The organism is Arthrobacter arnarulunnguaqae (assembly GCF_051262515.1).
Taxonomy (GTDB): domain Bacteria; phylum Actinomycetota; class Actinomycetes; order Actinomycetales; family Micrococcaceae; genus Arthrobacter_N.
Window position 1 is genome coordinate 1 of the sequence record NZ_JBIMER010000030.1, and the last position, 20,009, is coordinate 20,009.

Annotated in this window: 22 protein-coding genes and 1 tRNA gene; 11 read left to right on the forward strand and 12 right to left on the reverse strand. The window is 69.3% G+C overall.

What is annotated here, in order from left to right; translation table 11 throughout:
• Position 1: 1 nt before the first annotated feature.
• From rplA to ACHAAJ_RS15390, 5 genes are all read right to left on the reverse strand, one after another.
• Positions 2–709 (reverse strand): 50S ribosomal protein L1, encoded by a 708-nt coding sequence (gene rplA / locus ACHAAJ_RS15370; RefSeq protein WP_435729121.1) that lies wholly within the window; start codon positions 707–709, stop codon positions 2–4.
• A gap of 147 nt (positions 710–856) precedes the next feature.
• The gene (gene rplK / locus ACHAAJ_RS15375; protein ID WP_435729122.1) at positions 857–1,288 is read right to left on the reverse strand and encodes a 50S ribosomal protein L11; all 432 of its coding nucleotides are present in this window, start codon (positions 1,286–1,288) and stop codon (positions 857–859) included.
• A gap of 128 nt (positions 1,289–1,416) precedes the next feature.
• Positions 1,417–2,361: a transcription termination/antitermination protein NusG gene (gene nusG, locus ACHAAJ_RS15380; protein WP_435729123.1), complete on the reverse strand. Its 945-nt coding sequence runs from the start codon at positions 2,359–2,361 to the stop codon at positions 1,417–1,419.
• 78 nt (positions 2,362–2,439) lie between these two features.
• Complete coding sequence (gene secE / locus ACHAAJ_RS15385) at positions 2,440–2,706, reverse strand: preprotein translocase subunit SecE (protein WP_435729124.1); 267 nt, start codon at positions 2,704–2,706, stop codon at positions 2,440–2,442.
• Between the two features lie 124 nt (positions 2,707–2,830).
• Positions 2,831–2,903, reverse strand: a tRNA-Trp gene (locus ACHAAJ_RS15390).
• A gap of 331 nt (positions 2,904–3,234) precedes the next feature.
• On the opposite strand from ACHAAJ_RS15390, the gene ACHAAJ_RS15395 reads away from it, so the two are divergent.
• On the forward strand, positions 3,235–4,434 hold the full coding sequence (locus tag ACHAAJ_RS15395; RefSeq protein WP_435729125.1) for a pyridoxal phosphate-dependent aminotransferase: 1,200 nt from the start codon (positions 3,235–3,237) through the stop codon (positions 4,432–4,434).
• Between the two features lie 164 nt (positions 4,435–4,598).
• On the opposite strand, the gene ACHAAJ_RS15400 is transcribed toward ACHAAJ_RS15395, so the two are convergent.
• The 4 genes from ACHAAJ_RS15400 to ACHAAJ_RS15415 form a co-directional block, all read right to left on the reverse strand.
• Complete coding sequence (locus tag ACHAAJ_RS15400) at positions 4,599–4,838, reverse strand: putative endonuclease domain-containing protein (RefSeq protein ID WP_435729142.1); 240 nt, start codon at positions 4,836–4,838, stop codon at positions 4,599–4,601.
• A complete protein-coding gene (locus tag ACHAAJ_RS15405; RefSeq protein ID WP_435729126.1) occupies positions 4,733–5,437 on the reverse strand; it encodes a type IV toxin-antitoxin system AbiEi family antitoxin domain-containing protein in 705 nt (234 codons plus the stop codon). Before ACHAAJ_RS15405 ends, ACHAAJ_RS15400 begins: the two co-directional genes overlap by 106 nt.
• Positions 5,438–5,782: 345 nt before the next feature.
• Positions 5,783–6,433 carry a LuxR C-terminal-related transcriptional regulator gene (locus ACHAAJ_RS15410; RefSeq protein WP_435729127.1) on the reverse strand — a complete coding sequence of 217 codons (651 nt, stop codon included), beginning with the start codon at positions 6,431–6,433 and terminating at the stop codon, positions 5,783–5,785.
• Between the two features lie 10 nt (positions 6,434–6,443).
• Complete coding sequence (locus tag ACHAAJ_RS15415) at positions 6,444–7,712, reverse strand: PspC domain-containing protein (protein ID WP_435729128.1); 1,269 nt, start codon at positions 7,710–7,712, stop codon at positions 6,444–6,446.
• 126 nt (positions 7,713–7,838) lie between these two features.
• Between ACHAAJ_RS15415 and ACHAAJ_RS15420 the strand changes: the two genes are divergently transcribed.
• The 5 genes from ACHAAJ_RS15420 (at position 7,839) to ACHAAJ_RS15440 (ending at position 11,678) form a co-directional block, all read left to right on the forward strand.
• Positions 7,839–9,158, forward strand: a complete 1,320-nt coding sequence (locus tag ACHAAJ_RS15420) for a PspC domain-containing protein (protein ID WP_435729129.1) — start codon at positions 7,839–7,841, stop codon at positions 9,156–9,158.
• Positions 9,155–9,421 (forward strand): hypothetical protein, encoded by a 267-nt coding sequence (locus tag ACHAAJ_RS15425; RefSeq protein ID WP_435729130.1) that lies wholly within the window; start codon positions 9,155–9,157, stop codon positions 9,419–9,421. Before ACHAAJ_RS15420 ends, ACHAAJ_RS15425 begins: the two co-directional genes overlap by 4 nt.
• Before the next feature lie 52 nt (positions 9,422–9,473).
• Positions 9,474–9,719: a PspC domain-containing protein gene (locus ACHAAJ_RS15430; RefSeq protein ID WP_435729131.1), complete on the forward strand. Its 246-nt coding sequence runs from the start codon at positions 9,474–9,476 to the stop codon at positions 9,717–9,719.
• A gap of 120 nt (positions 9,720–9,839) precedes the next feature.
• The gene (locus ACHAAJ_RS15435; RefSeq protein WP_435729132.1) at positions 9,840–10,868 is read left to right on the forward strand and encodes a 6-phosphofructokinase; all 1,029 of its coding nucleotides are present in this window, start codon (positions 9,840–9,842) and stop codon (positions 10,866–10,868) included.
• Positions 10,869–10,913: 45 nt separating this feature from the next.
• Positions 10,914–11,678, forward strand: a complete 765-nt coding sequence (locus ACHAAJ_RS15440) for a GNAT family N-acetyltransferase (protein ID WP_435729133.1) — start codon at positions 10,914–10,916, stop codon at positions 11,676–11,678.
• Here the strand turns inward: ACHAAJ_RS15440 and ygfZ are convergent.
• The 3 genes from ygfZ to ACHAAJ_RS15455 form a co-directional block, all read right to left on the reverse strand.
• Entirely contained in the window at positions 11,675–12,748 is a 1,074-nt protein-coding gene (ygfZ, locus tag ACHAAJ_RS15445; RefSeq protein WP_435729134.1) for a CAF17-like 4Fe-4S cluster assembly/insertion protein YgfZ, read from the reverse strand. The two genes, ACHAAJ_RS15440 and ygfZ, sit on opposite strands and share 4 nt — an antisense overlap.
• On the reverse strand, positions 12,749–13,348 hold the full coding sequence (locus ACHAAJ_RS15450; RefSeq protein WP_435729135.1) for a heme-binding beta-barrel domain-containing protein: 600 nt from the start codon (positions 13,346–13,348) through the stop codon (positions 12,749–12,751).
• A gap of 209 nt (positions 13,349–13,557) precedes the next feature.
• Positions 13,558–14,313: a hypothetical protein gene (locus ACHAAJ_RS15455; protein ID WP_435729136.1), complete on the reverse strand. Its 756-nt coding sequence runs from the start codon at positions 14,311–14,313 to the stop codon at positions 13,558–13,560.
• Positions 14,314–14,481: 168 nt separating this feature from the next.
• Between ACHAAJ_RS15455 and ACHAAJ_RS15460 the strand changes: the two genes are divergently transcribed.
• From ACHAAJ_RS15460 to ACHAAJ_RS15480, 5 genes are all read left to right on the forward strand, one after another.
• Positions 14,482–15,180, forward strand: coding sequence for a winged helix-turn-helix transcriptional regulator (locus tag ACHAAJ_RS15460; RefSeq protein WP_435729137.1), 699 nt, complete (start codon positions 14,482–14,484; stop codon positions 15,178–15,180).
• Between the two features lie 43 nt (positions 15,181–15,223).
• Positions 15,224–16,213, forward strand: a complete 990-nt coding sequence (mshD, locus tag ACHAAJ_RS15465; RefSeq protein WP_435729138.1) for a mycothiol synthase — start codon at positions 15,224–15,226, stop codon at positions 16,211–16,213.
• Positions 16,214–16,324: 111 nt separating this feature from the next.
• Positions 16,325–18,541, forward strand: coding sequence for an RNA degradosome polyphosphate kinase (locus ACHAAJ_RS15470; protein ID WP_435729139.1), 2,217 nt, complete (start codon positions 16,325–16,327; stop codon positions 18,539–18,541).
• Between the two features lie 11 nt (positions 18,542–18,552).
• On the forward strand, positions 18,553–19,509 hold the full coding sequence (locus tag ACHAAJ_RS15475) for an NUDIX hydrolase (protein ID WP_435729140.1): 957 nt from the start codon (positions 18,553–18,555) through the stop codon (positions 19,507–19,509).
• A gap of 31 nt (positions 19,510–19,540) precedes the next feature.
• Entirely contained in the window at positions 19,541–19,867 is a 327-nt protein-coding gene (locus ACHAAJ_RS15480) for a GNAT family N-acetyltransferase (protein WP_435729141.1), read from the forward strand.
• The last annotated feature ends 142 nt before the right edge of the window (positions 19,868–20,009 follow it).

Here is a 20,009-nt window from a genome sequence, read left to right on the forward strand (position 1 = left end):
ACTAGCCCTCGATGACGACCTTCGTGACGTTCGGGTCGACCGGGATGCCCGGACCGAACGTGGTGGCCACGGTGGCCTTCTGGATGTAGCGGCCCTTGGAGGAGGACGGCTTCAGGCGAAGCACCTCTTCCAGCGCGGCGGCGTAGTTCTCGGCCAGCTTGTTCTGGTCGAAGGAGACCTTGCCGATGATGAAGTGGAGGTTGGAGTGCTTGTCGACGCGGAAGTCGATCTTTCCACCCTTGATGTCGTTGACGGCCTTGGCCACGTCCATGGTGACCGTTCCGACCTTCGGGTTCGGCATCAGGTTGCGCGGGCCGAGGATCTTGCCCAGGCGTCCTACCTTACCCATGAGGTCCGGCGTCGCCACGGCGGCGTCGAAGTCGGTCCAGCCGCCGGAGATCTTCTCGATCAGGTCGTCCGAGCCAACGAAGTCGGCGCCGGCCGCGATGGCGGCCTCTGCCTTGTCGCCGTTCGCGAAGACCACGACGCGGGCGGTCTTGCCCGTGCCGTTGGGGAGGTTGACCGTGCCGCGGACCATCTGGTCCGCCTTGCGCGGGTCGACGCCCAAGCGGAAGGCGACCTCGACGGTCGAATCCGTCTTGGCCGAACCGGATTCCTTGGCCAGGTTGATTGCCTCGATCGGCGAGTAGAGCTTGTCGCCATCGATCTTGGCTACAGCTGCCTCGTATGCTTTGCTGCGCTTTGCCATCTGCTTGTTCTCCTTATGCAGTCGTGGTCCGTATGGGTCGCGCTCGACCCTGCCACTGCGACGGCGGTGGCGCGCACCGGGCGGTGCGTTTCGCCGTCGTTCTTGGATATTTTGGTGTGCCCCCCGAAAGGGAGGCGGTGTTGCTGGTTAGCCTTCGACCGTGATGCCCATGGAACGGGCGGTGCCGGCGATGATCTTGGCCGCGGCCTTGATGTCGTTGGCGTTGAGGTCTTCCATCTTCGTCGTCGCGATCTCCTCGACCTGCGCCTGGGTCAGCTTCGCAACCTTCTCGGTGTGCGGAGTGGGCGAACCCTTGGCGACGCCTGCGGCCTTCTTGATGAGCTCGGCAGCCGGCGGGGTCTTGGTGATGAACGTGAAGGAGCGGTCCTCGTAGACCGTGATTTCAACAGGGATCACATTGCCGCGCTGTGCTTCGGTGGCGGCGTTGTAGGCCTTGCAGAATTCCATGATGTTGACACCGTGCTGACCAAGCGCGGGACCGATCGGCGGGGCCGGGTTGGCGGCGCCTGCCTGGATCTGCAGCTTGATGAGGCCGGTGACCTTTTTCTTCGGGGCCATTTCGGGTCCTTCTTCTCATTGCGGTTCCCGTCGCACAGGAGCGTGCGCCGGGGGTTTGGCCGCCGTGGCGCGGCGACCGGATCGTTGCGCACCGGTAAAGCGGCCGGCGCAGAACGAAGACTGGGAAACTACTGGATCTTGGTGACCTGGCTGAAGGACAGCGTCACCGGCGTCTCGCGCTCGAAGATCGAGACGAGGACAACCAGCTGCTGCGAATCGAGCTTGATCTCCGAGATCGTGGCGGGCAGGGTCTCGAACGGACCGTCGTTGACGGTCACCGACTCGCCGACCGTGAAGTCGACATCGACCTGCGTGATCGGGGCGCGGCCCGGCTTGCCGGACTCGGACGGCTCCGAAAGGACCACGGTGTGCTCCAGCATGGAGTAGACCTCGTCCAGGCTCAACGGCACGGGATCGTGCGCATTGCCAACGAACCCGGTCACGCCGGGCGTGTGGCGGACGGCGCCCCACGAGGCGTCCGTCAGTTCCATGCGGACCAGCACATAGCCGGGGATGCGCACGCGGCGGACGATCTTGCGCGTGGTGTTCTTGATCTCCACGACCTCTTCCATCGGCACCTGGATTTCGTAGATGAAATCCTCCATGCCGAGGGTCTGGATGCGGGTCTCGAGGTTCACCTTCACGCGGTTCTCGTACCCGGCGTAGGAGTGGATGACGTACCAGTCGCCGGGCTGGCGGCGGAGCTGGGTGCGGAAGGCCTCCAGCGGGTCGACCTTCGGCTCCTCGTCGGACTCCGCGGAGGCCTCGGCGTCGTCGGATCCCGCGGCGTCGTCTTCGTCGTCGTCGTAATCATCGTCGTCGTCGTCGGCCTGCTCGGCGTCGGTGGAGGCCTCGGCATCGTCGGCCTGCTCGGCTCCGGCGTCGGCCTGCTCGGCGTCGGCCTCTTCGGCTCCGGAGACTGCCTCGGTGTCCGCGGCGTCTGTTCCCGCGTCGTCGGCAGAGGCGACATCCTCGGAAACGACGGAATCGGCCGGCGCCTCTACGGCGTCGGCCTCGGTTGCCTGCTCAACGACCTGGTCGTTGGCCTGCGCTTCGAGTTCCTGATCGGACACTGCGGTTCCTGCTTTCATTGACTGGTACACCAGAACTTTTCAACGGCGGCCATCCCTGACGTCGGCGGCGCGCCGGGGCTACTGCTCCGGCTTGTCCGTGAAGACGAAGATCGATCCGTTTCCGAACACGAAGTCCAGCGCGCTAACGATCAGCATCACCAGGATGACGAACCCGAGCACCATCAGCGTGTAGTTCACCAATTCGCTGCGGGTGGGGGTGACGACCTTCTTCAGCTCGGCGATCACCTGGCGGAAGAACAGCGCGAGGCCGGCAAAGATGCCGCGCTTCGCGGGCTTCTCACCCTTCGGCGAGCCCTGCGAGCTGCTAGCAGCCGTTTCAGTCACTGTGCCTCGTTTCGCGTTCTGCCATATGGAAACAATCACGGTGCACCGCAGCCTTTCGGCCGCAACACACCGTGACGTGGATTTCGCCGAGCACGCCACGCCGTTTGCGTGGATTGCCACTGCGCAGGGCAGACAGGACTCGAACCTGCAACCTGCGGTTTTGGAGACCGCTGCGCTACCAATTGCGCCACTACCCTTTGGGGCTGAATCCTTCCCAAATCACCGAACTTGCGGGCAAGCGCGCTTCATTGGGGCGTATTCGAACACCGAGGAAACAGTCTACGCAATCGATTCGCACAAGTCGAACCGGCCTTTCGCGGACGTTTCCCCTCCGGCCGGGAGGGTGCCGGCGTCGTGCTTGGCGGGGCGCCGGGGACGCGCCGAGGGAGGTGCCGGCGTCGTGCTTGGCGGGGCACCGGGGACGCGCCGGCCGCCGAAACACTCCGGGTCTGGCGGTGCCCCGCGGCGCCCCATGGATAAGCTGGAGAGGTCCGGCGCAATTCTCCCGCCCACACAGAAAGCGACACCATGCCACGCATCTCCCGACGCATCGGGTCCATCGCAGAATCCGCCACCCTCGCAGTCGACGCTAAAGCGAAGGCCCTGAAGGCCGCCGGGCGCCCGGTGATCGGCTTCGGCGCGGGGGAACCGGACTTCCCGACACCCGACTACATCGTCGAGGCCGCCATCGCCGCGGCCCGCGATCCCCGCTTCCACCGCTACTCCCCCGCCTCCGGGCTGCCCGAGCTCAAGTCCGCCATCGCCGAGAAGACGATGCGCGATTCTGGCTACGGCATCGAGGCGTCACAGGTCCTGGTCACCAACGGCGGCAAGCAGGCCGTCTACAACACGTTCGCCACGCTGCTGGATCCGGGCGACGAGGTCCTGATGCCCACGCCATTCTGGACCACCTACCCGGAGGCGATCCGACTGGCCGGTGGCGTTCCCGTGGAGGTCTTCGCCGGCCCGGAGCAGGGCTACCTCGTCACCGTGGAGCAGCTGGAGCAGGCGGTGACCGAGAAGACGAAGGTCCTGATCTTCGTCTCCCCGTCCAACCCCACCGGCGCGGTCTACGCGCCGGAACAGGTTGCCGAGATCGGCCGCTGGGCCGCGGAAAAAGGCCTGTGGGTCGTCACCGACGAGATCTACGAGCACCTCACCTACGACGACGCGGAATTCACGTCCATTGCGACGGCCGCCCCCGAACTCGGGGACCGCGTGGTCATCCTGAACGGCGTCGCCAAGACCTACGCCATGACCGGTTGGCGCGTGGGCTGGATGGCCGGTCCCGCAGACGTCATCAAGGCCGCGACCAACCTCCAGTCGCACGCCACGTCCAACGTCGCCAACGTCTCGCAGATGGCGGCCCTCGCCGCGGTCTCGGGACCGCTGGACGCGGTCGCCGAAATGCGCACGGCGTTCGACCGCCGCCGCAGGACGATGGTCGATGCCCTGAACTCCATCGACGGCATCGAATGCCCCGTGCCGCGGGGCGCGTTCTACGCGTACGCCGACGTGCGCGGCATCCTGGGCCGCGAGATAGACGGAGTCCGGCCGGAGACGTCGGCGGACCTGGCCGCGCTGATCCTCGAGAAGGCCGAGGTTGCCGTGGTGCCCGGCGAGGCTTTCGGCCCGTCCGGTTACGTGCGGCTGTCCTACGCCTTGGGCGACGCGGACCTGGCCGAGGGCGTTGCCCGCATTCAGGAACTGCTCGGCCGCGCCAAGTAGTCCGCGAGCTTCGGTAGCCGGCGCCACATCGGTCGCCGCGGGGATTCCGCGGCGGGCGCGTGTGGCGCCGGCTTCAGCATGTTCGGCTCTGGTGGCCCCGGCTTTCCACGGAGTTCCGGGCCGCGGCGGGCACCGTGGGGAAACCGCCGCGGGTCCGCGCCACGTCACTTTAAGCCGAATGTGGCGCCGGCTCTCCGCTGCCGGGCGGCGAAGTACCGCCCCACCGGTTCCAGGACCGAGTCCGGGTCCCACAGGATCGGCTTGGCGGGCAGGACCAATACGGATCTGCCCGCGATGCTCAGTTCGTTCCAGCGGCGCCGGTCCTCGGTGAACGACTGCTCGTCCGAGTGGTAGGCGCGGCCGTCGACCTCCACCAGCAGGGTCCCGTCCACCTCCAGATCCACCCTTCCCACGCCCGGGACCGCCGTTGGCAGACCACGTCGTGTCCGGCCGACCGCAGTGCATCCCGAGCCAGCGTCTCCGCAATCGACTCCGATCCGCAGTCGATGCGAACCAACACCTCCCGCGAGCGCTTGGATCCCCGCCCCGCAAAGATCGACTCCAGTTCGTCGAGTTGCACCAGGCCCTTGACCACGGCGGACTCCACGACGACCAGCGCCTCCCGCGGGGGGAGACACGCCACGACCTGCCGCAGGCAGACCTCAACCGGAACGACGGGACCGTGCCGCGCCCGCACCCGGTGTACTCTCCCCCGCGCCGGGACGACGACGCCGCGCGGGGAACTCAGGTGAAGTCCGTGTTTCCTCAGAACCCAAAGTCCATGCGCGCCGGCGGCGCTGACACAACCCAGCGAGGCACCGACCCGGAGCGCCTGGGCCAGTTCCGGTGCGCAGTCGCTCAGGGCATAGATCCCGTGCCCGGGTCGCACCACGGTTCCTGAACGTACGGCCCTCCCGAGCTCACGCGCGCCAACGCCCGCGGCGGTCAGGGCCTTCCAGCGGGCCAGACCCCCCGCTTCGGCGAGCGCCATTTCGGCTTCCATGGCCCCATGCTGGCCCGATGAGATGGCCCTTGCGCGGGTCGGCCGCCGGAATGTGGACAAGCCGGCGCCACATTGGACCGGCCGGCACCCTGTGGGTGCCCGTTGCCCGGGCGGGCCGCCCCGGAATCGCGGGGCTCGGGCCAGACCGGGGCACCGTGCCGGTCCGCCGGAGACGGTCCGGCCGCACCGATGTGGCGCCCGCTGACCGCACCCCTCCACCAGGACCGCACCAGGCCGCCAGAATCCCGGCCTACAGAATCCCGGCCGTTCAGAATCCCGGCCTACAGAATCCCGGCCGTTCAGAATCCCGGCCGTTCAGAATCCCGTCCCTCCAGAGCCCGGGTGCTACAGAATCCGGCGATCCACGGCCCAGCGGGTGAGTTCGTGCCGGTTGGAGAGCTGTAGCTTCCGCAGAACCGAGGAAACATGCGTCTCCACGGTCTTGACCGAAATGAACAGGTCCCGCGCGACCTCCTTGTAGCTGTAGCCGCGGGCGATCAGCCTCATCACCTCCAGCTCCCGGGCGGACAACAGATCCAACTCCTGCTCCGCGCTGGCAGCGGCCCGGGTTCCAAAGGCGTCCAGCACGAACCCGGCCAACCGCGGGGAAAAGACGGCGTCTCCACCCGCCACGCGCTCCACCGCGTCGGAGATCTCCCGGCCGGACGCGGACTTGGTGATGTATCCGCGGGCCCCGGCCCGGATGACGGTCACCACGTCCTCGGCCGCGTCGGAGACGCTCAACGCCAGGAACCGCACGTCCCCGAGCATCCCTGCGCATTCGGCCAGGACCTCGGCGCCCCCGCCGCCGCGCCCGCCGGGGAGGTGCACATCCAGCAGCACCACGGCCGGGCGAAGTTCCCCCACGGCCCGGACCGCGCCCTCGACGGTCGCCGCCTCGCCGACGACGCGGATGCGTTCGTCCAGATCGGCCTTGAGGCCGGACCGGAAAATCGCGTGGTCGTCGACGACGACGACGCTGATCGGCTCTGTCATGGGGTCTCTCCTACTCGTGGTCTTCGGGCGGCTGGTGTGGCATGGCCAGATGGATCTCGGTTCCGGTCGGGCCGGAACGGATCGTGGCCGATCCACCGTTGCGGCGCATGCGTCCCACGATGGATTCGCGCACCCCGAGGCGGTCCTCGCCCACCGCCGCGGGCACGAAGCCCCCGCCGCGGTCGCGGACGAACACGTCCACGCCGTCGCCGCGCGCCTCGACGTACACGGACACGGTCCCGCCGGCGTGCTTGGCCGCGTTGAGCATCGCTTCACGGGCGGCCTGCAGCAGGGGATCGTGTCCGGCGAGTCCCGTCAACCGCCCGACAGAGACCACCTCGATCACCGCGTCCTGGGCGTCCTCGAGCCGGGCCGCCTCTCCTCGGATCGCCTCGCCGATCTCGCCCTCCACCACCGCGTCCTGGCGGTAGAGCCACCGCCGCAGTTCGCGTTCCTGGGCACGCGCCAGCCGCAGGACCTGCCCCTCGTCGTCGGCGCGCCGCTGGATCAGGGCCAGGGTCTGCAGCACGGAATCGTGCAGGTGCGCGGCGATCTCCGCCCGTTCCGCGGCGCGCACGCGCGACGAGCGTTCGGAGACGTAGTCGCGCCAGAACCGCAGGCCCCAGGGCAACAACACCAGAACGACGCCGGCCAGCACGGCCAGCGAGACGAGCGCCCCGGACCACATCGCCTCCCAGGGCACCGCCCCGGACAGCAGGAACACCAAACCCGTCACCACCAGCGCCGTGCCGGCCGCCAGCCGCGCCAAGCCGGCGGCACGGTCCGCCCCGGCGCGGCGCCGGAGCCCCTCGCGGCGGTCGGCGTCGAGCTGGATCCATGCGAGGACGGCGCCCGCCACGATCACGAGCGCGGGCCAGACCAGGTTCCATGCGATGCCGACGCCCTGCAGCTGGGCGACCAACAGGACCCCCACCGCGAGCAGCCCGACGCCGGCCAGGACTTCGCGCCCCTCCAGCCGGATCCGTTCGCGCGGAGGCGTCCGGACCGCCCCGTTCGCTCGGAGGTTGCGGGTGATGGAGACGGGATCGGCGGCGGCGGACCGGGCGGCCGCGCGGGCGGCGTCGTCCTCGTTCGGAACGAAGATCCACAGCCACGCGTACAGCAACAGTCCCGCGCCGCCGAGCAGCGTCGCGAGCGCCATCCCCAAGCGCACCGTGCGGACCTCGAGTTCCAGATGGACCGCGAGGCCCGAGCAGACGCCGGCCAGGACGCGCGCGCCACCGCGGACCAGCGGCGGGCGAAGGGGTTCGGCTGTCATGCCCCCATCCAAACACGCCCAGGGGCGCCGCCGGGTGGGAACCGGGGTTGAACCGGCCGCAGTTCAGGGGCCGTTCAGGGTCGACCCCCATGGCGGCACGGCGGACCCGACGGAAGGATTGGGGGTATGAACAACGCACCTGTTGAGAGTTCCTTTTTCCGCTGGGTCCGCGGACTCGGCGTATGGCGCAGCGAAAACCGCTGGATCGGCGGCGTGGCCGGCGGCCTGGGCAGGCGTTTCGGCATCGACCCCGTCCTGGCCCGCGGCATCGTCCTGGTCCTGGTCGTCTTCACCGGCATCGGCCTACTGCTGTACGGCCTGGCGTGGGCGCTGCTGCCCGAGCCGGACGGCCGGATCCATGCTCAGGAAGCCGGACGCGGCCGCTGGCGCACCGGCATGACCGGGGCGCTGGCATTCTTCGTGTTGGGCACCCTCGGGAGCCCGGGGCCGTTCGGCGGATGGGACGGCGACGGCGACTGGAACGGCTGGTGGGGAGGCACCCTCTGGACGCTCGTGCTCGTCGGCGCCGTGGTCTGGTTCGCGGCAACCCGCGGCAGCCGGCGCGACGACGCCGTCCCGCCCCCGGAGGTCTTCGGACCCGCCGAGGAACTCCCCACCACGACGCCGCAGCCCCCCACCGCGACGGGGCCGCTCCACGCGTCCCCCTCGACGTACGCATCCCCCACCACCTACGGACCCGTGCCCACGACCTACGGGCCCTCGACCGGCTATGCGCCGGCATCCGCCCCCGCACCGGCGGCCGCGCCGCCCGCACCATCCACGCGTGAGGCGACCCGCAATCCCCTTCCGGGCAGCGTCGTCGCGATCGTCCTCGGGATCGCCGTCCTCGTCGGCGGCACGACGGCGCTCGCGTCGATCCTGGGATGGTTCGACCTCGGCGCCGGCACCCCCGCCGTCGCGTTGGCCGCGGCACTGACGGTCCTCGGCTTCGGGCTGGTCGGCGCGTCCCTCCGGCGGCACAGCGGCGGCGCCCTGACCGGGTTCGCGATCGCGCTGCTCGTGCCCACCCTGCTCGCGGGCGGCGCCACCGTCCACCTCCCGGCCAACGCCCCGGCGTTCGGCCCCGCGTTCGGCCCCGCCCAATCGCGCGACGGCAACGAATACACCTACGTCTTCAGCGCCGCGGAGCTGGACCTCAGACCGCTCGGCCGCGACCTGGAGGCGGACACCGCGGTGAGCGTCAACAACGTCTTCAGCAGCCTGGATCTGACGGTCCCGGACGACATTCCCGTGGTGATCCACGGGGACAGCGCCTTCTACGCCCTGGAGGTGTCCGCCAACGGCGAGACGTCCCACTACGCGGGCATCGGCGGCGACGACGGCAGGATCCGTCTCAACCCCGACGCCACCGGTCCCACCCTTTCGATCACCATCGACGGCGCCTTCCATTCCGTCAACGCAACCACCCAGGAGGTCTCGCCATGAGCGAACCCAACAGCCACTACGACGGCGGGGATGCCACCGAGGCGGACACCGCCGACGTCCAACGGTTTCCGGTCGGCACGCTTGTCTTCGGGCTCGTGCTCGTCGCCGTCGGCCTCATCATGCTCGCGGGAATCCTCTACGGCCTAACACTCGACCCGGCGCTCATCGCCGTCGGGATCGTCGTCGGTGCGGGCCTGCTGCTGATCGTCGGGGGGCTCGTCGCCGGCCGCCGCTCCACCAACCCCCACCGGTCCCCCGCCTAACCCCACCGATCAGCTACTATCGCCGGCAGGCAACACGTGAAAGGCTTCACCCATGGACACGTTCTATTCCACACTCCGTTCGATCCCCTTCCGCCGCGGTCCCAAGCGCATGCTGGGCGGCATCGCCGGCGGGATCGCCGAGAAGACCGGCTGGGACGTGACGCTGGTGCGCATCGCCGTGCTGCTGAGCTTCCTGCTTCCGTTCATCGGCGTCGCGCTGTACCTCGTGATGTGGCTGCTCGTCCCGCTACAGGACGATTCGATCGCGCTCGAACGGCTCATCGGCGACCGCCGCTGACAACCCGTCCGTGGTGGCCGTCACGTCCCGAAGTTGCTAGCATCGAGTCCCAAGCCCAGCGTCGTGCTTCAACCAGGTCCCACCGAAACGGGACAAGCACCCGACGAAAGCTGAGCACGCATGCGCATCGGAATCCTGACCAGCGGCGGAGACTGCCCCGGGCTCAACGCGGTGATCCGGGCCGCCGTCCTCAACGGGATCAAAACCTACGACCACGAGTTCGTCGGATTCCTTGACGGCTGGCGCGGCGTCGTCGAGGGCGACACCGTGGAGCTCCCCCGGGAGCGCGTGCGCGGCATCTCCAAGCAGGGCGGCACCATCATCGGCACCTCCCGCACGAATCCCTTCGACGGGGAAAACGGCGGTCCGGAGAAGATCGTGGCCACGCTCGAGCGGATCGGCGTCGACGCGATCATCGCCATCGGAGGCGAAGGCACCCTGGCCGCCGCGAAGCGCCTGACCGACGCCGGACTGAAGATCGTCGGCGTCCCCAAGACCATCGACAACGACCTCGACGCGACCGACTACACGTTCGGGTTCGACACCGCCGTGGAAATCGCCACCGAGGCCATCGACCGGCTGCGCACCACGGGCGAATCCCACCACCGCTGCATGGTCGCGGAGGTCATGGGCCGGCACGTCGGCTGGATCGCACTGCACTGCGGCATGGCCGCCGGCGCCCACGCGATCCTGATTCCCGAGCAGGGCGTCAGCATGCGCCAGGTCAACGAATGGGTCCTGGAGGCCCACGAGCGCGGCCGCGCGCCCCTGGTGGTCGTGGCCGAGGGCTGGGTGCCCGACGACGCCGACGAGGCCTACTCGGACCGCGGGCTCGACACGTTCGGGCGCCCGCGGCTGGGCGGCATCGGCGACCAGGTGGCCGCGCGGATCGAAGAGGGCACGGGCATCGAGACGCGCGCGACCGTCCTCGGCCACATCCAGCGCGGAGGCGTCCCCACGGCCTACGACCGCGTGCTCGCCACGCGGCTCGGCATGGCCGCGGTCGACGCCGTGGACGACAGCGCCTGGGGCAACATGGTGGCCCTGCGCGGAACCGGCGTCCACCGCGTGCCGTTCCAGGCGGCGCTGAACAACCTCAAGCGCGTGCCGCAACACCGCTACGACGAAGCGGTGACCCTCTTCGGATAGGAGGCGTTGGCCCGGCTGCGGCCCCCGGCCACTAGGCTTGCGTCCATGGAGCTGGAGACGGGCACGAGGGCGATCATTTCACTGGCATGGGCGCGCAGGCTCGGCCTCCCCGACTCCGCCCTGCACTTCGCGGCGATGGGCGAGTCGGCCGCGCGCGTCCTGGCACCCGACGACGACGCGGAGTCCGTCGTCTTCCTCCGGTTGCTCCGCGGCTCCGCACTGGCGGGTCCGGCCTGGTTCCTGGACGCCGCGAAGGACGTCGGCGACGACGAACTGGCGCAGGAATCCACGCTGGTCCGCCTCATCCGGGACAACATCGGCAGCCACGACGCCCGCGGCACCGGCGAATACTCGCTCTACTACCTCGACGAACCGCTCGACGTCGCGCCGTCGGAGTCCACGGTCGTCTCCTTCGAGCCCGGGCACGCGGCCGAACTGGAGAACAAATGCCCCAGCGACGACCTCGCCGGCGTCGCACTCTCCCGCCGCGGACACACCTTCACCCTGCTGGCCGACGACGGACACGCGCCACTGGCGGGCGCGGGCTACGACGTCTGGGAGGGACTGATCGCGGACGTCACGGCCATCACGGCTCCCTCACTGCGCCGGCACGGGCTGGGAAGCTACATCTCCGCCGTCGCCGCCGACGAGGCGCTGACGCAGGGCCTTGTTCCGCAATGGCGCGCGGGACTCAGCCACCGCGCGGCGCACCAGACGGCCAACTCCCTGGGATTCGTCTTGGCCGGTTCGGTCACCGGGGCGCGCATCGGCCTGCCGCCCGCGCCTCCGGCCGGGCAGGAGCGTTCCTAGCGCGGCCCGCGTAGGAAGCCCTGCTGGCGCCCGACGACCTGTCCGGCGTCGGTCGCCACGATCGTTTCCTGTGCCGCGGCATAGCCCTCGTCGCCGTCGACGACGGTCAGTGTGGCCGCCGGGTCCACGTTGCGTTTGACCACGGCCAGCGCGATCGGCCCGGCCTCGTAGTGCAGCGCGGCCGACGTCACGCGGCCCACGGACTTCTCCCCCAACCGGACCTCGCTGCCCGGGGCGGGCAGCGTGTGCTGGCTCCCGTCCAGGTGCAGGAACACCAGTCGGCGCGGCGGATGCCCCAGGTTGTGAACTCGGGCGACGGTTTCCTGGCCCTTGTAGCAACCCTTGGACATGTGTACCGCGGTGCGCATCAAGTCCAGTTCGTGCGGGATCGTCTTCTCGTCCGTCTCGGCCCCCATGCGCGGACGCCACGCGGCGATCCGCAGCGCCTCCACGGCCATGGTGCCGGAGAGCCGCAGCCCGTCCACGGCGGATTCCAGCTCCGCCGCGGGAACCAGGTACTCCAGCCACGTGCGGTCCGCGGCCGGGTGGTCGCCGACCGAATACGCATAGCCACCCTCGTTCACCCCGGGCCACGGATCGCGCCACACGGTGCGATCCGCGAAACCCGGAAGCTCCACGGAGGATCCGACGACGGCCCAATCGGCGCTGACGTCGGCGACCTCGACGCGGAGCATGAAGCGCATGGACGCCAGGAACGCGGCGAGCGGCGCGGCTTCGAAGCCCTCGACCAGCAGCCACGCCGTCTCACCGTCGTCCACGACATGGCAGACGTGTTCGATTCGGCCCTGGACGGTCAGGAACAGCGCCTCGCCCGACCCACCCGGCGCCAGGCCGAGGAGTTGCTGGGAGGACAGCGTATTCAACCAGGAGAGCCGATCCGGTCCGGTGATCGTGACGACGCCGCGGTGCGACAGGTCCGCGACGGCTTCGCCGGCCGCCAGCCGTCGCTGCTCCGGCAGCGGCTCGCCATAGTGTGCGGCGACGCCGGCGTCGAGGCCCGAGCCTTCGATGGCGGCACGGCGGTTAAGGAGGGGTGAGGGGAGGGACATCTACTCGCTCTTCTTCAGGGCGGCGGAAGCGTGTGCCGCCAGCCCCTTGCCGTTGGCCGCCACGTCCCACCGCCAGTACAGGTCGCCGTTGACGAGCCCGTAGATCCGGGTCGCCGAGGCGTAGTCCTTTGAATGGGTGCCGCGCATCACCAGATCGGTGGCGAGCTGGACCTGGGGGCCCTTGATGGAGCCGTAGTACAGCTCGCTGATGCCGCCCGGGTGGACGACGTTGACCTGCAGGTCGAAGCCGCCGTCCGCGTTGCGCAGCCGCTCGACGTCGTCCGCGGTGCGGAATGCGGGAACGATGTCCGCGGGCGCCATGCCCGGACCGCCGTCCGCGTCGACAAGCGGCCGGTCGAGGGCCCAGAAGCCGGTTTCGATGGACAGCGGCCGCAGCCGGTTGCCCTCCTCGTCGGTGAGCCAGCTCTCGGCGCGGTACTGCAAATACGGCAGCCCGTTGTGCGTGAACTCGACCCGCTGGTGGAAGTGGGCGTCGTCGCCCTCCCCCTCGCCCAGCCGGCCGGTCCCCTGCCACTCGCCCAGCAGCCAGGACAGCGGAACGAGTTCCGGCGTCAGGTCCGTCGGTATCTCAATCGGCATGGGTGGTGTACCGACCTACTTCTGGCCCTTGAACAGGCGGGAAACCACCAGGGCGGCGAAGCCGGCCATGCCGAGTCCGGCCACCGCGAGGAGGCTGATGAAGAAGATTTCGAGCGCCAGGTAATTGGATTCCATGCGTCCATCCTATCCAACGGCGGCGGTGGTTTCGGCACCGGCCGCAACATTGCGACGGCGCGCGGACGCCTGGCTCAGCGCAGCAGGAGCCGCTCGACGTAGTACGCCAGCGCGCCGGCCGCCAGGACGGGCGCGACCCCGGCGGCGATCGCGGCCAGCGTTCCCCGGGCGCCGCGCTCGGCGACCATAAGGACACGGCAACCGACGACGACGGCGCCCACCACGGCGCCGACCGCGACGCCGGCGAAGATGGGGATATCGGTCCCGATGACGCTTCCGACGCCGCCGACCAGGGCGGCCACGAGCAATCCCAGGGGCGCCGTGACCCGGTCCGGCCAGCGGATCGTTCCCGCGAGCACCGCCGCGGCGATGCTGAGCCCCGAGACGACCATCATGGAGGAGTTGGAGGCGTTGGGCGCCAGCCGGTCGACGGCGACCCATCCCGAGCCGAAGACGGCGACGACGATCCCGCCGGCCCCGGTGACCGTGGACTCCAACCGCTGCCGTTCGCCGGTCCCGCGCATCAGTTGCGCGACGAACACGGCAATCACACCCACTGCCGCGCAGGCCGCCATCCACTTCATGGGCTCCGGCATGCTGGACGCGGACGCCACGGTCGCCGCCGCCCAACCAGCCAGCGCCACCAACACGGACGCGGAGGAGGCCGCGGGAAGGTCCATCATCCGCGGCCAGCCGATGGCGAACAGCAGGACCAGCACGGTGACGACGGCCCACACCAGTGCGTTCGACGCGCCGGCGTCCGCGTAGCTGGCGGCGACCACGGCTGCGGTGGCGGCCAGTGCTGATCCTGCGGCGGTTTTGGTCCTCACCCCTCCATCCTGCCCTATCGCGCTGACGCGCCGCAGACGGGCGCAAAACCATGCGTGTTGCGTGTTCGTGACGCCGGCCCCGCGGCCGGACCGGCACGCACATTTATACTTGTGTGAACCCGGTCCCAACGACGCGCTCGGATCCATAGGCTTTGAGGAGGCCCGCACATGGCCAGCATTATGCTTCTGACGAACGCGTCCGGCCCATCCATCGACGTGCTCCCCGCACTTGAGCTTCTGGCGCACGAGGTCCGCATCTTCCCCGCCGCGGCGACCGCCTTGCTCGACGCCGAGGCCGCCGACGTCGTCATGGTGGACGCCCGCAAGGACCTCTCGGGGTCCCGGTCGCTCTGCCAGCTGTTGCGCACGACCGGCCTCTCCGCCCCCATCATGCTGATCCTCACCGAGGGCGGCATGGCGGCCGTGTCCTCCCTGTGGCAGGCGGACGACGTCGTGCTGGACACCGCCGGACCGGCGGAAGTGGAGGCGCGGCTGCGCCTGGCGACCGTCCGCCCGTCCGGCACCACCGACGAATCGACCGAGATCCGCGCGGCCGGCGTCGTCATCGACGAATCCAGCTACACCGCCAAGGTTCACGGCGAACCGCTGAACCTGACCTACAAGGAATTCGAGCTGCTGAAGTACCTCGCGCAGCACCCGGGACGGGTGTTCACACGCGACCAGCTCCTGCACGAGGTGTGGGGCTACGACTACTACGGGGGCACGCGGACCGTGGACGTCCACGTGCGGAGGCTGCGCGCCAAACTCGGCACGGACCACGAGCAGCTGATCGGGACGGTCCGCAACGTCGGCTACCGCTTCACCAACACCCGCCACAGCGAGGCCGACGAAACCGTCGAGGCATAAAAGCGTCTCCCCAAAGCCCGCGGCACGGCGCTATGTTGGTTCCATGAGCGCATCCGTGAACACCGACTGGACCATCAGCACCCTCAAGGGACGGCCCGAGCCCGAAGTGTTCGACCGCATCCGGAAACTCGCCGCCGCCGCCGAGGACTCCGACGGCAACCCTCCCCTGAGCGAGCAGACGCTGGTGGAACTCCGCACCAACGACGACGCCGACGCGTTGCTCGGCGCGTACGCCTACCTGACGGATGGCGAAGGACACGACTCGGCCGAGCTCCTGGGCGTGGCCGTCGCGCTACAACCGCGCGACGCCGCCGCCGGGACCCTGGAGGTGGTGGTGCACCCCGAATACCGCAACGACGGGATCGGGGCCGCCCTGCTTTCCGTCGTCGGCGCGCAGACGGATCTGGCGCGCCTGCACGCCTGGTCCCACGGCAACCACGAGGCCGCGGCCCGGCTCGCGGAGGAAAACGGATTCGTCCCCGTTCGGGAACTCTGGCGGATGCGCCTCACGCACAGGGAGGGCCTGGAATCGGCCAAGGCGCCGGACGGTGTCACCGTGCGCCCGTTCGTTCCCGGCCGCGACGAGGAGGCCTGGCTGGCGGCGAACGCCGCGGCGTTCGCCGACCACGCGGAGCAGGGCGCCATGAAGCGCTCCGACCTCGACGCGCGGATGTCCGAGGACTGGTTCGACCCGGAGGGCTTCCTGCTGGCCGTCGATGCGGAGGACCGCATCCTGGGCTTCCACTGGACCAAGCGGCACCCGGCGGTCGTCAATCCGCGCACGGGAAACCACCAGGGAATCGGCGAGGTGTACGTCGTCGGCGTCGTCCCCGCCGCCCAGGGCACCGGCCTCGGCAAGGCGCTCACGCTGGCCGGGATCGAACACCTGCACACCCGGGGGTTGGAGGCGGTCATGCTCTACGTCGATGCGGACAACACGGCCGCCGTCGAGCTCTACCGCAAGCTCGGATTCACCCGGTGGGACGTCGACGTCATGTATGCCGCAACGGCTTCCACCAAGCCCGTCGCCTAGGCCCTGCCGGGTAGAGTGAAGCGGCGGCTCCGGCCGGGGCTGCGAGCACTTGGCGGCGCCCGGACCCGGCCCGGTCCGCACCACAGCACAGCAACCGTTAGGACACGCCCGATGGACACGACACCGGTGGTCTCCACCACCTTCGGCGACAGCGACATGCCATCCGCGCGGGCCACCCAGGACCGGATCGAACTGCCGGACTTCGGGCCCTCGCTGCTACCCGACGGCGACTTCTCGCAGGACCGTTTCCTGGACCGCGAGCTCAGCTGGCTGCACTTCAACGCGCGTGTCCTGGAACTGGCCGAGGACGAGGACCTCTACCTGCTGGAGCGGGTCGGCTTCCTGTCCATCTTCGCGTCCAACCTGGACGAGTTCTTCATGGTGCGCGTCGCCGGCCTCAAGCGCCGCATCGCCACCGGCCTGGCCGTGCCCTCCCCCGCCGGCATCAGCCCCATCGACCAGTTGGACCACATCCTGGAGTCCGCCAAGGAACTCCAGCTCCGCCACGCCCACGTCTTCGCCGAGCAGCTGCGCCCTGCACTTGCGCGGGAGCAGATCCTCATCAACCGCTGGGACGAGCTCGACGACCAGGCCAAGGAGGAACTCCGCCGCTGGTTCTCCGACCAGGTGTTCCCCGTCCTCACTCCGCTGGCCGTCGATCCGGCCCACCCGTTCCCCTACATCTCCGGGCTGTCGCTGAATTTGGCTGTGATCGTGCGCAACCCGATCAGCGGCAAGGAGCTCTTCGCGCGCCTGAAGGTCCCGGACGTGCTGCCGCGGCTGATCTCCGTGGACGGCCCCCGCGCGGGCAACTCGCCCGGACGCGTGGCGCGCTTCATCACGCTCGAGGATGTCATCGCCCAACATCTGGACCTCCTGTTCCCGGGCATGGAGATCGTGGAGCACCACTCCTTCCGCGTTACCCGCAACGAGGACCTCGAGGTGGAGGAGGACGACGCCGAAAACCTCCTCCAGGCACTCGAAAAGGAACTCCTGCGCCGCCGCTTCGGCCCGCCCGTGCGCCTCGAGGTCGCGAACGACATCAACCCCGCGGTACGCTCGCTGCTGGTGCGCGAACTGGGGGTCGAGGAGGACGAGGTCTACGAGCTGCCGGCGCCACTGGACCTGCGCGGACTGACCCAGATCTCCCGCATCGACCGGGCGGACCTGCGCTACCCGAAACAGTTGGCCCACACCAGCCGTTACCTCAACGAGTCGGAGACGTCCAAGGCGGCGAACATGTTCGCCGCGATGCGCCGCCGCGACATCCTGCTGCACCACCCCTACGATTCGTTCTCCACCTCCGTCCAGGCCTTCCTGGAGCAGGCGGCCGCGGACCCCAAGGTCCAGGCCATCAAGCAAACGCTGTACCGCACCTCGGGCGACTCCCCGATCGTGGACGCGCTGATCGACGCCGCGGAGGCCGGCAAGCAGGTGCTGGCCCTGGTGGAGATCAAGGCGCGCTTCGACGAGCAGGCCAACATCTCCTGGGCGCGGAAGCTGGAACAGGCCGGCGTGCACGTGGTCTACGGCATCGTGGGCCTCAAAACCCACAGCAAGCTGTCCCTGGTCGTGCGGCGCGAGGGCGACAGGCTCCGGCGCTACTGCCACATCGGCACGGGCAACTACCACCCGGCGACGGCCCGCTACTACGAGGACCTCGGCCTGCTCACCGCGGACGACCAGGTCGGCGAGGACCTGTCCAAGCTCTTCAACCAGCTTTCCGGGTACGCGCCGCGGTCCACGTTCAAGCGGCTCCTCGTGGCCCCGCGTTCGCTGCGCTCGGGTCTGATCGACCGGATCGAGCAGGAGATCGCCAACCGCCGCGCGGGCCTCGACGCCCGCGTGGTCATCAAGGTCAACTCCATGGTCGACGAGGCCATCATCGACGCCCTGTACCGCGCGTCGCAGGCGGGCGTGAACGTGGATGTGATCGTGCGCGGCATCTGCGCGCTGCGCCCCGGGGTGCCCGGATTGAGCGAGAACATCCGCGTGCGCTCGGTCCTCGGCCGCTTCCTGGAGCACTCGCGCGTCTTCATGTTCGCCAACGCCGGCAGCCCCGTGGTCTTCATCGGGTCCGCCGACATGATGCACCGCAACCTCGACCGCCGCGTCGAGGCCCTCGTGCGGCTGTCCAACCGCGAGGACATCGTGGACCTCGTGGCGCTGATGGACCGCTACATGGACGAGCGCACGGCCAGCTGGCACCTCGACTCGGACGGCGTCTGGGCACGCCACAACAAGGCCGAGGACGGCACGGCGCTGCGCGACATCCAGAGCTGGCTGCTGGATTCGCGCCGTCGCCAGCGCGGCGCGGTCCGGCTCTGATGGCGCCTCTCGTGCGCTCCAGCGACGACGAGTCGATCGCGGGTGCCGCGTTCAAAGTCGTCGCGGCCGGGGTCCTGCCCTGGCGCGTCAACGGCGAGGGCCTGCAGCTCCTGCTGATCCACCGCGAGCGCTACGACGACTGGTCCTGGCCCAAGGGCAAGCTGGACGACGGCGAAACCGTCCCCGAGTGCGCGGTCCGCGAGGTCCGCGAAGAGGTGGGCATCGACGTCGCGCTGGGGGTTCCGCTGCCGGCCATCAGCTACGACGTCGCATCCGGCGCGAAGGTGGTCTACTACTGGGCCGCGCACGTCGGGCGGGCCAAGGCCGTTCCCGACGGCGACGAGGTCGACGCCGTGCGCTGGGCGACGCACGAGGAGGCGCGCCGGCTGCTCACCAACCCCTCCGACGTCGTGCCCTTGGACGCCCTCGTCGCCGCCTACGAGGCGGGCAAGCTGGAGACGACTCCGTTCATCATCGTCCGGCACGCCAAGGCGAAGCCCCGCTCGAGCTGGACGAAGGAGGAGGGCAAACGCCCCTTGGCCGCCACCGGACGGCGGCAGGCGTTGGCCGTGTCCAGCCTGCTGGCCGCGTGGAGGCCCACGAAGGTCGCGACGAGCCCGTGGACGCGGTGCACGCAGACCGTGACGCCTTATCTGCATGTCACCGGCCTGGCGATGAAAACGGTCGGGTCCATCACAGAGCGCGAGAACAAGCGGAACCCCGAGAAGGCCCGCCGCGCGATCCAGAAGCTCCTCGACAAGGGACAGCCGACGGTGGTGTGCACGCACCGGCCGGTGCTGCCCAGTGCCCTCTCTGTGCTGGCTGCCAAGATGCCGAACCAGCACACCGCGCTGCTGCCGTCGTCGGACCCCTACCTGCGCCCCGGGGCGATGATCGTGGTCCAACGGACCCCGGGCCGCGACGGCAAACTGGTGTCAGTGGAGGTCTACGAGGCCTTCGAGGACTAGCCTTGTGAGCAACCAGCCCGAGGAGCCTGACATGACGAAGCACCAACCGGCCAAACAACCCGCGAAGATTGTCCACGAGGGACTGCGGCTCGACCGTGACGACGACCGCGGGCGGTACTCCCTGTGGCACGCGGATACCTACATCGGCTTCGTGGGTTTCCGCGACGAGGATGGTGTCGTGGATCTCCAGCACACGATCATCAACGAGGCGTACGGCCGCCGCGGCTACGCGCGGGCACTGGTCACCCTCGTGTTCGAAGACCTGGAGTCGCGCGGAAAACGGATCATCCCCGAGTGCACTTATGTGCAGGACTACCTGCGTCGGTACCCGGAGTACAACCGTTTGGTTGCCGCGTAGGCACGTAGGCACGTAGGCACCGAAAGTTGGGCGGGGTGCTCGGACACGCGCGCCTGCGTCCGACGTCGGAGCCCTCCCCTGCTGGCCCGATTCCTTGGTGCGGCAGGGATTGTTCCTCCACGGTCCCGAATGAGCGGGAAAA

Excerpts from the sequence above, each read along its gene's own strand:
- ACHAAJ_RS15395 (WP_435729125.1), top strand. The coding sequence starts at position 3,235 with ATGCCACGCATCTCCCGACGCATCGGGTCCATCGCAGAATCCGCCACC.
- ACHAAJ_RS15430 (WP_435729131.1), top strand. The coding sequence starts at position 9,474 with ATGGACACGTTCTATTCCACACTCCGTTCGATCCCCTTCCGCCGCGGT.
- ACHAAJ_RS15410 (WP_435729127.1), bottom strand. The coding sequence starts at position 6,433 with ATGACAGAGCCGATCAGCGTCGTCGTCGTCGACGACCACGCGATTTTC.
- rplK (WP_435729122.1), bottom strand. The coding sequence starts at position 1,288 with ATGGCCCCGAAGAAAAAGGTCACCGGCCTCATCAAGCTGCAGATCCAG.
- ACHAAJ_RS15415 (WP_435729128.1), bottom strand. The coding sequence starts at position 7,712 with ATGACAGCCGAACCCCTTCGCCCGCCGCTGGTCCGCGGTGGCGCGCGC.
- rplA (WP_435729121.1), bottom strand. The coding sequence starts at position 709 with ATGGCAAAGCGCAGCAAAGCATACGAGGCAGCTGTAGCCAAGATCGAT.
- mshD (WP_435729138.1), top strand. The coding sequence starts at position 15,224 with ATGAGCGCATCCGTGAACACCGACTGGACCATCAGCACCCTCAAGGGA.
- ACHAAJ_RS15450 (WP_435729135.1), bottom strand. The coding sequence starts at position 13,348 with ATGCCGATTGAGATACCGACGGACCTGACGCCGGAACTCGTTCCGCTG.
- ACHAAJ_RS15470 (WP_435729139.1), top strand. The coding sequence starts at position 16,325 with ATGGACACGACACCGGTGGTCTCCACCACCTTCGGCGACAGCGACATG.
- ygfZ (WP_435729134.1), bottom strand. The coding sequence starts at position 12,748 with ATGTCCCTCCCCTCACCCCTCCTTAACCGCCGTGCCGCCATCGAAGGC.
- ACHAAJ_RS15460 (WP_435729137.1), top strand. The coding sequence starts at position 14,482 with ATGGCCAGCATTATGCTTCTGACGAACGCGTCCGGCCCATCCATCGAC.
- ACHAAJ_RS15480 (WP_435729141.1), top strand. The coding sequence starts at position 19,541 with ATGACGAAGCACCAACCGGCCAAACAACCCGCGAAGATTGTCCACGAG.
- ACHAAJ_RS15435 (WP_435729132.1), top strand. The coding sequence starts at position 9,840 with ATGCGCATCGGAATCCTGACCAGCGGCGGAGACTGCCCCGGGCTCAAC.
- ACHAAJ_RS15440 (WP_435729133.1), top strand. The coding sequence starts at position 10,914 with ATGGAGCTGGAGACGGGCACGAGGGCGATCATTTCACTGGCATGGGCG.
- ACHAAJ_RS15420 (WP_435729129.1), top strand. The coding sequence starts at position 7,839 with ATGAACAACGCACCTGTTGAGAGTTCCTTTTTCCGCTGGGTCCGCGGA.
- ACHAAJ_RS15405 (WP_435729126.1), bottom strand. The coding sequence starts at position 5,437 with ATGGAAGCCGAAATGGCGCTCGCCGAAGCGGGGGGTCTGGCCCGCTGG.
- ACHAAJ_RS15425 (WP_435729130.1), top strand. The coding sequence starts at position 9,155 with ATGAGCGAACCCAACAGCCACTACGACGGCGGGGATGCCACCGAGGCG.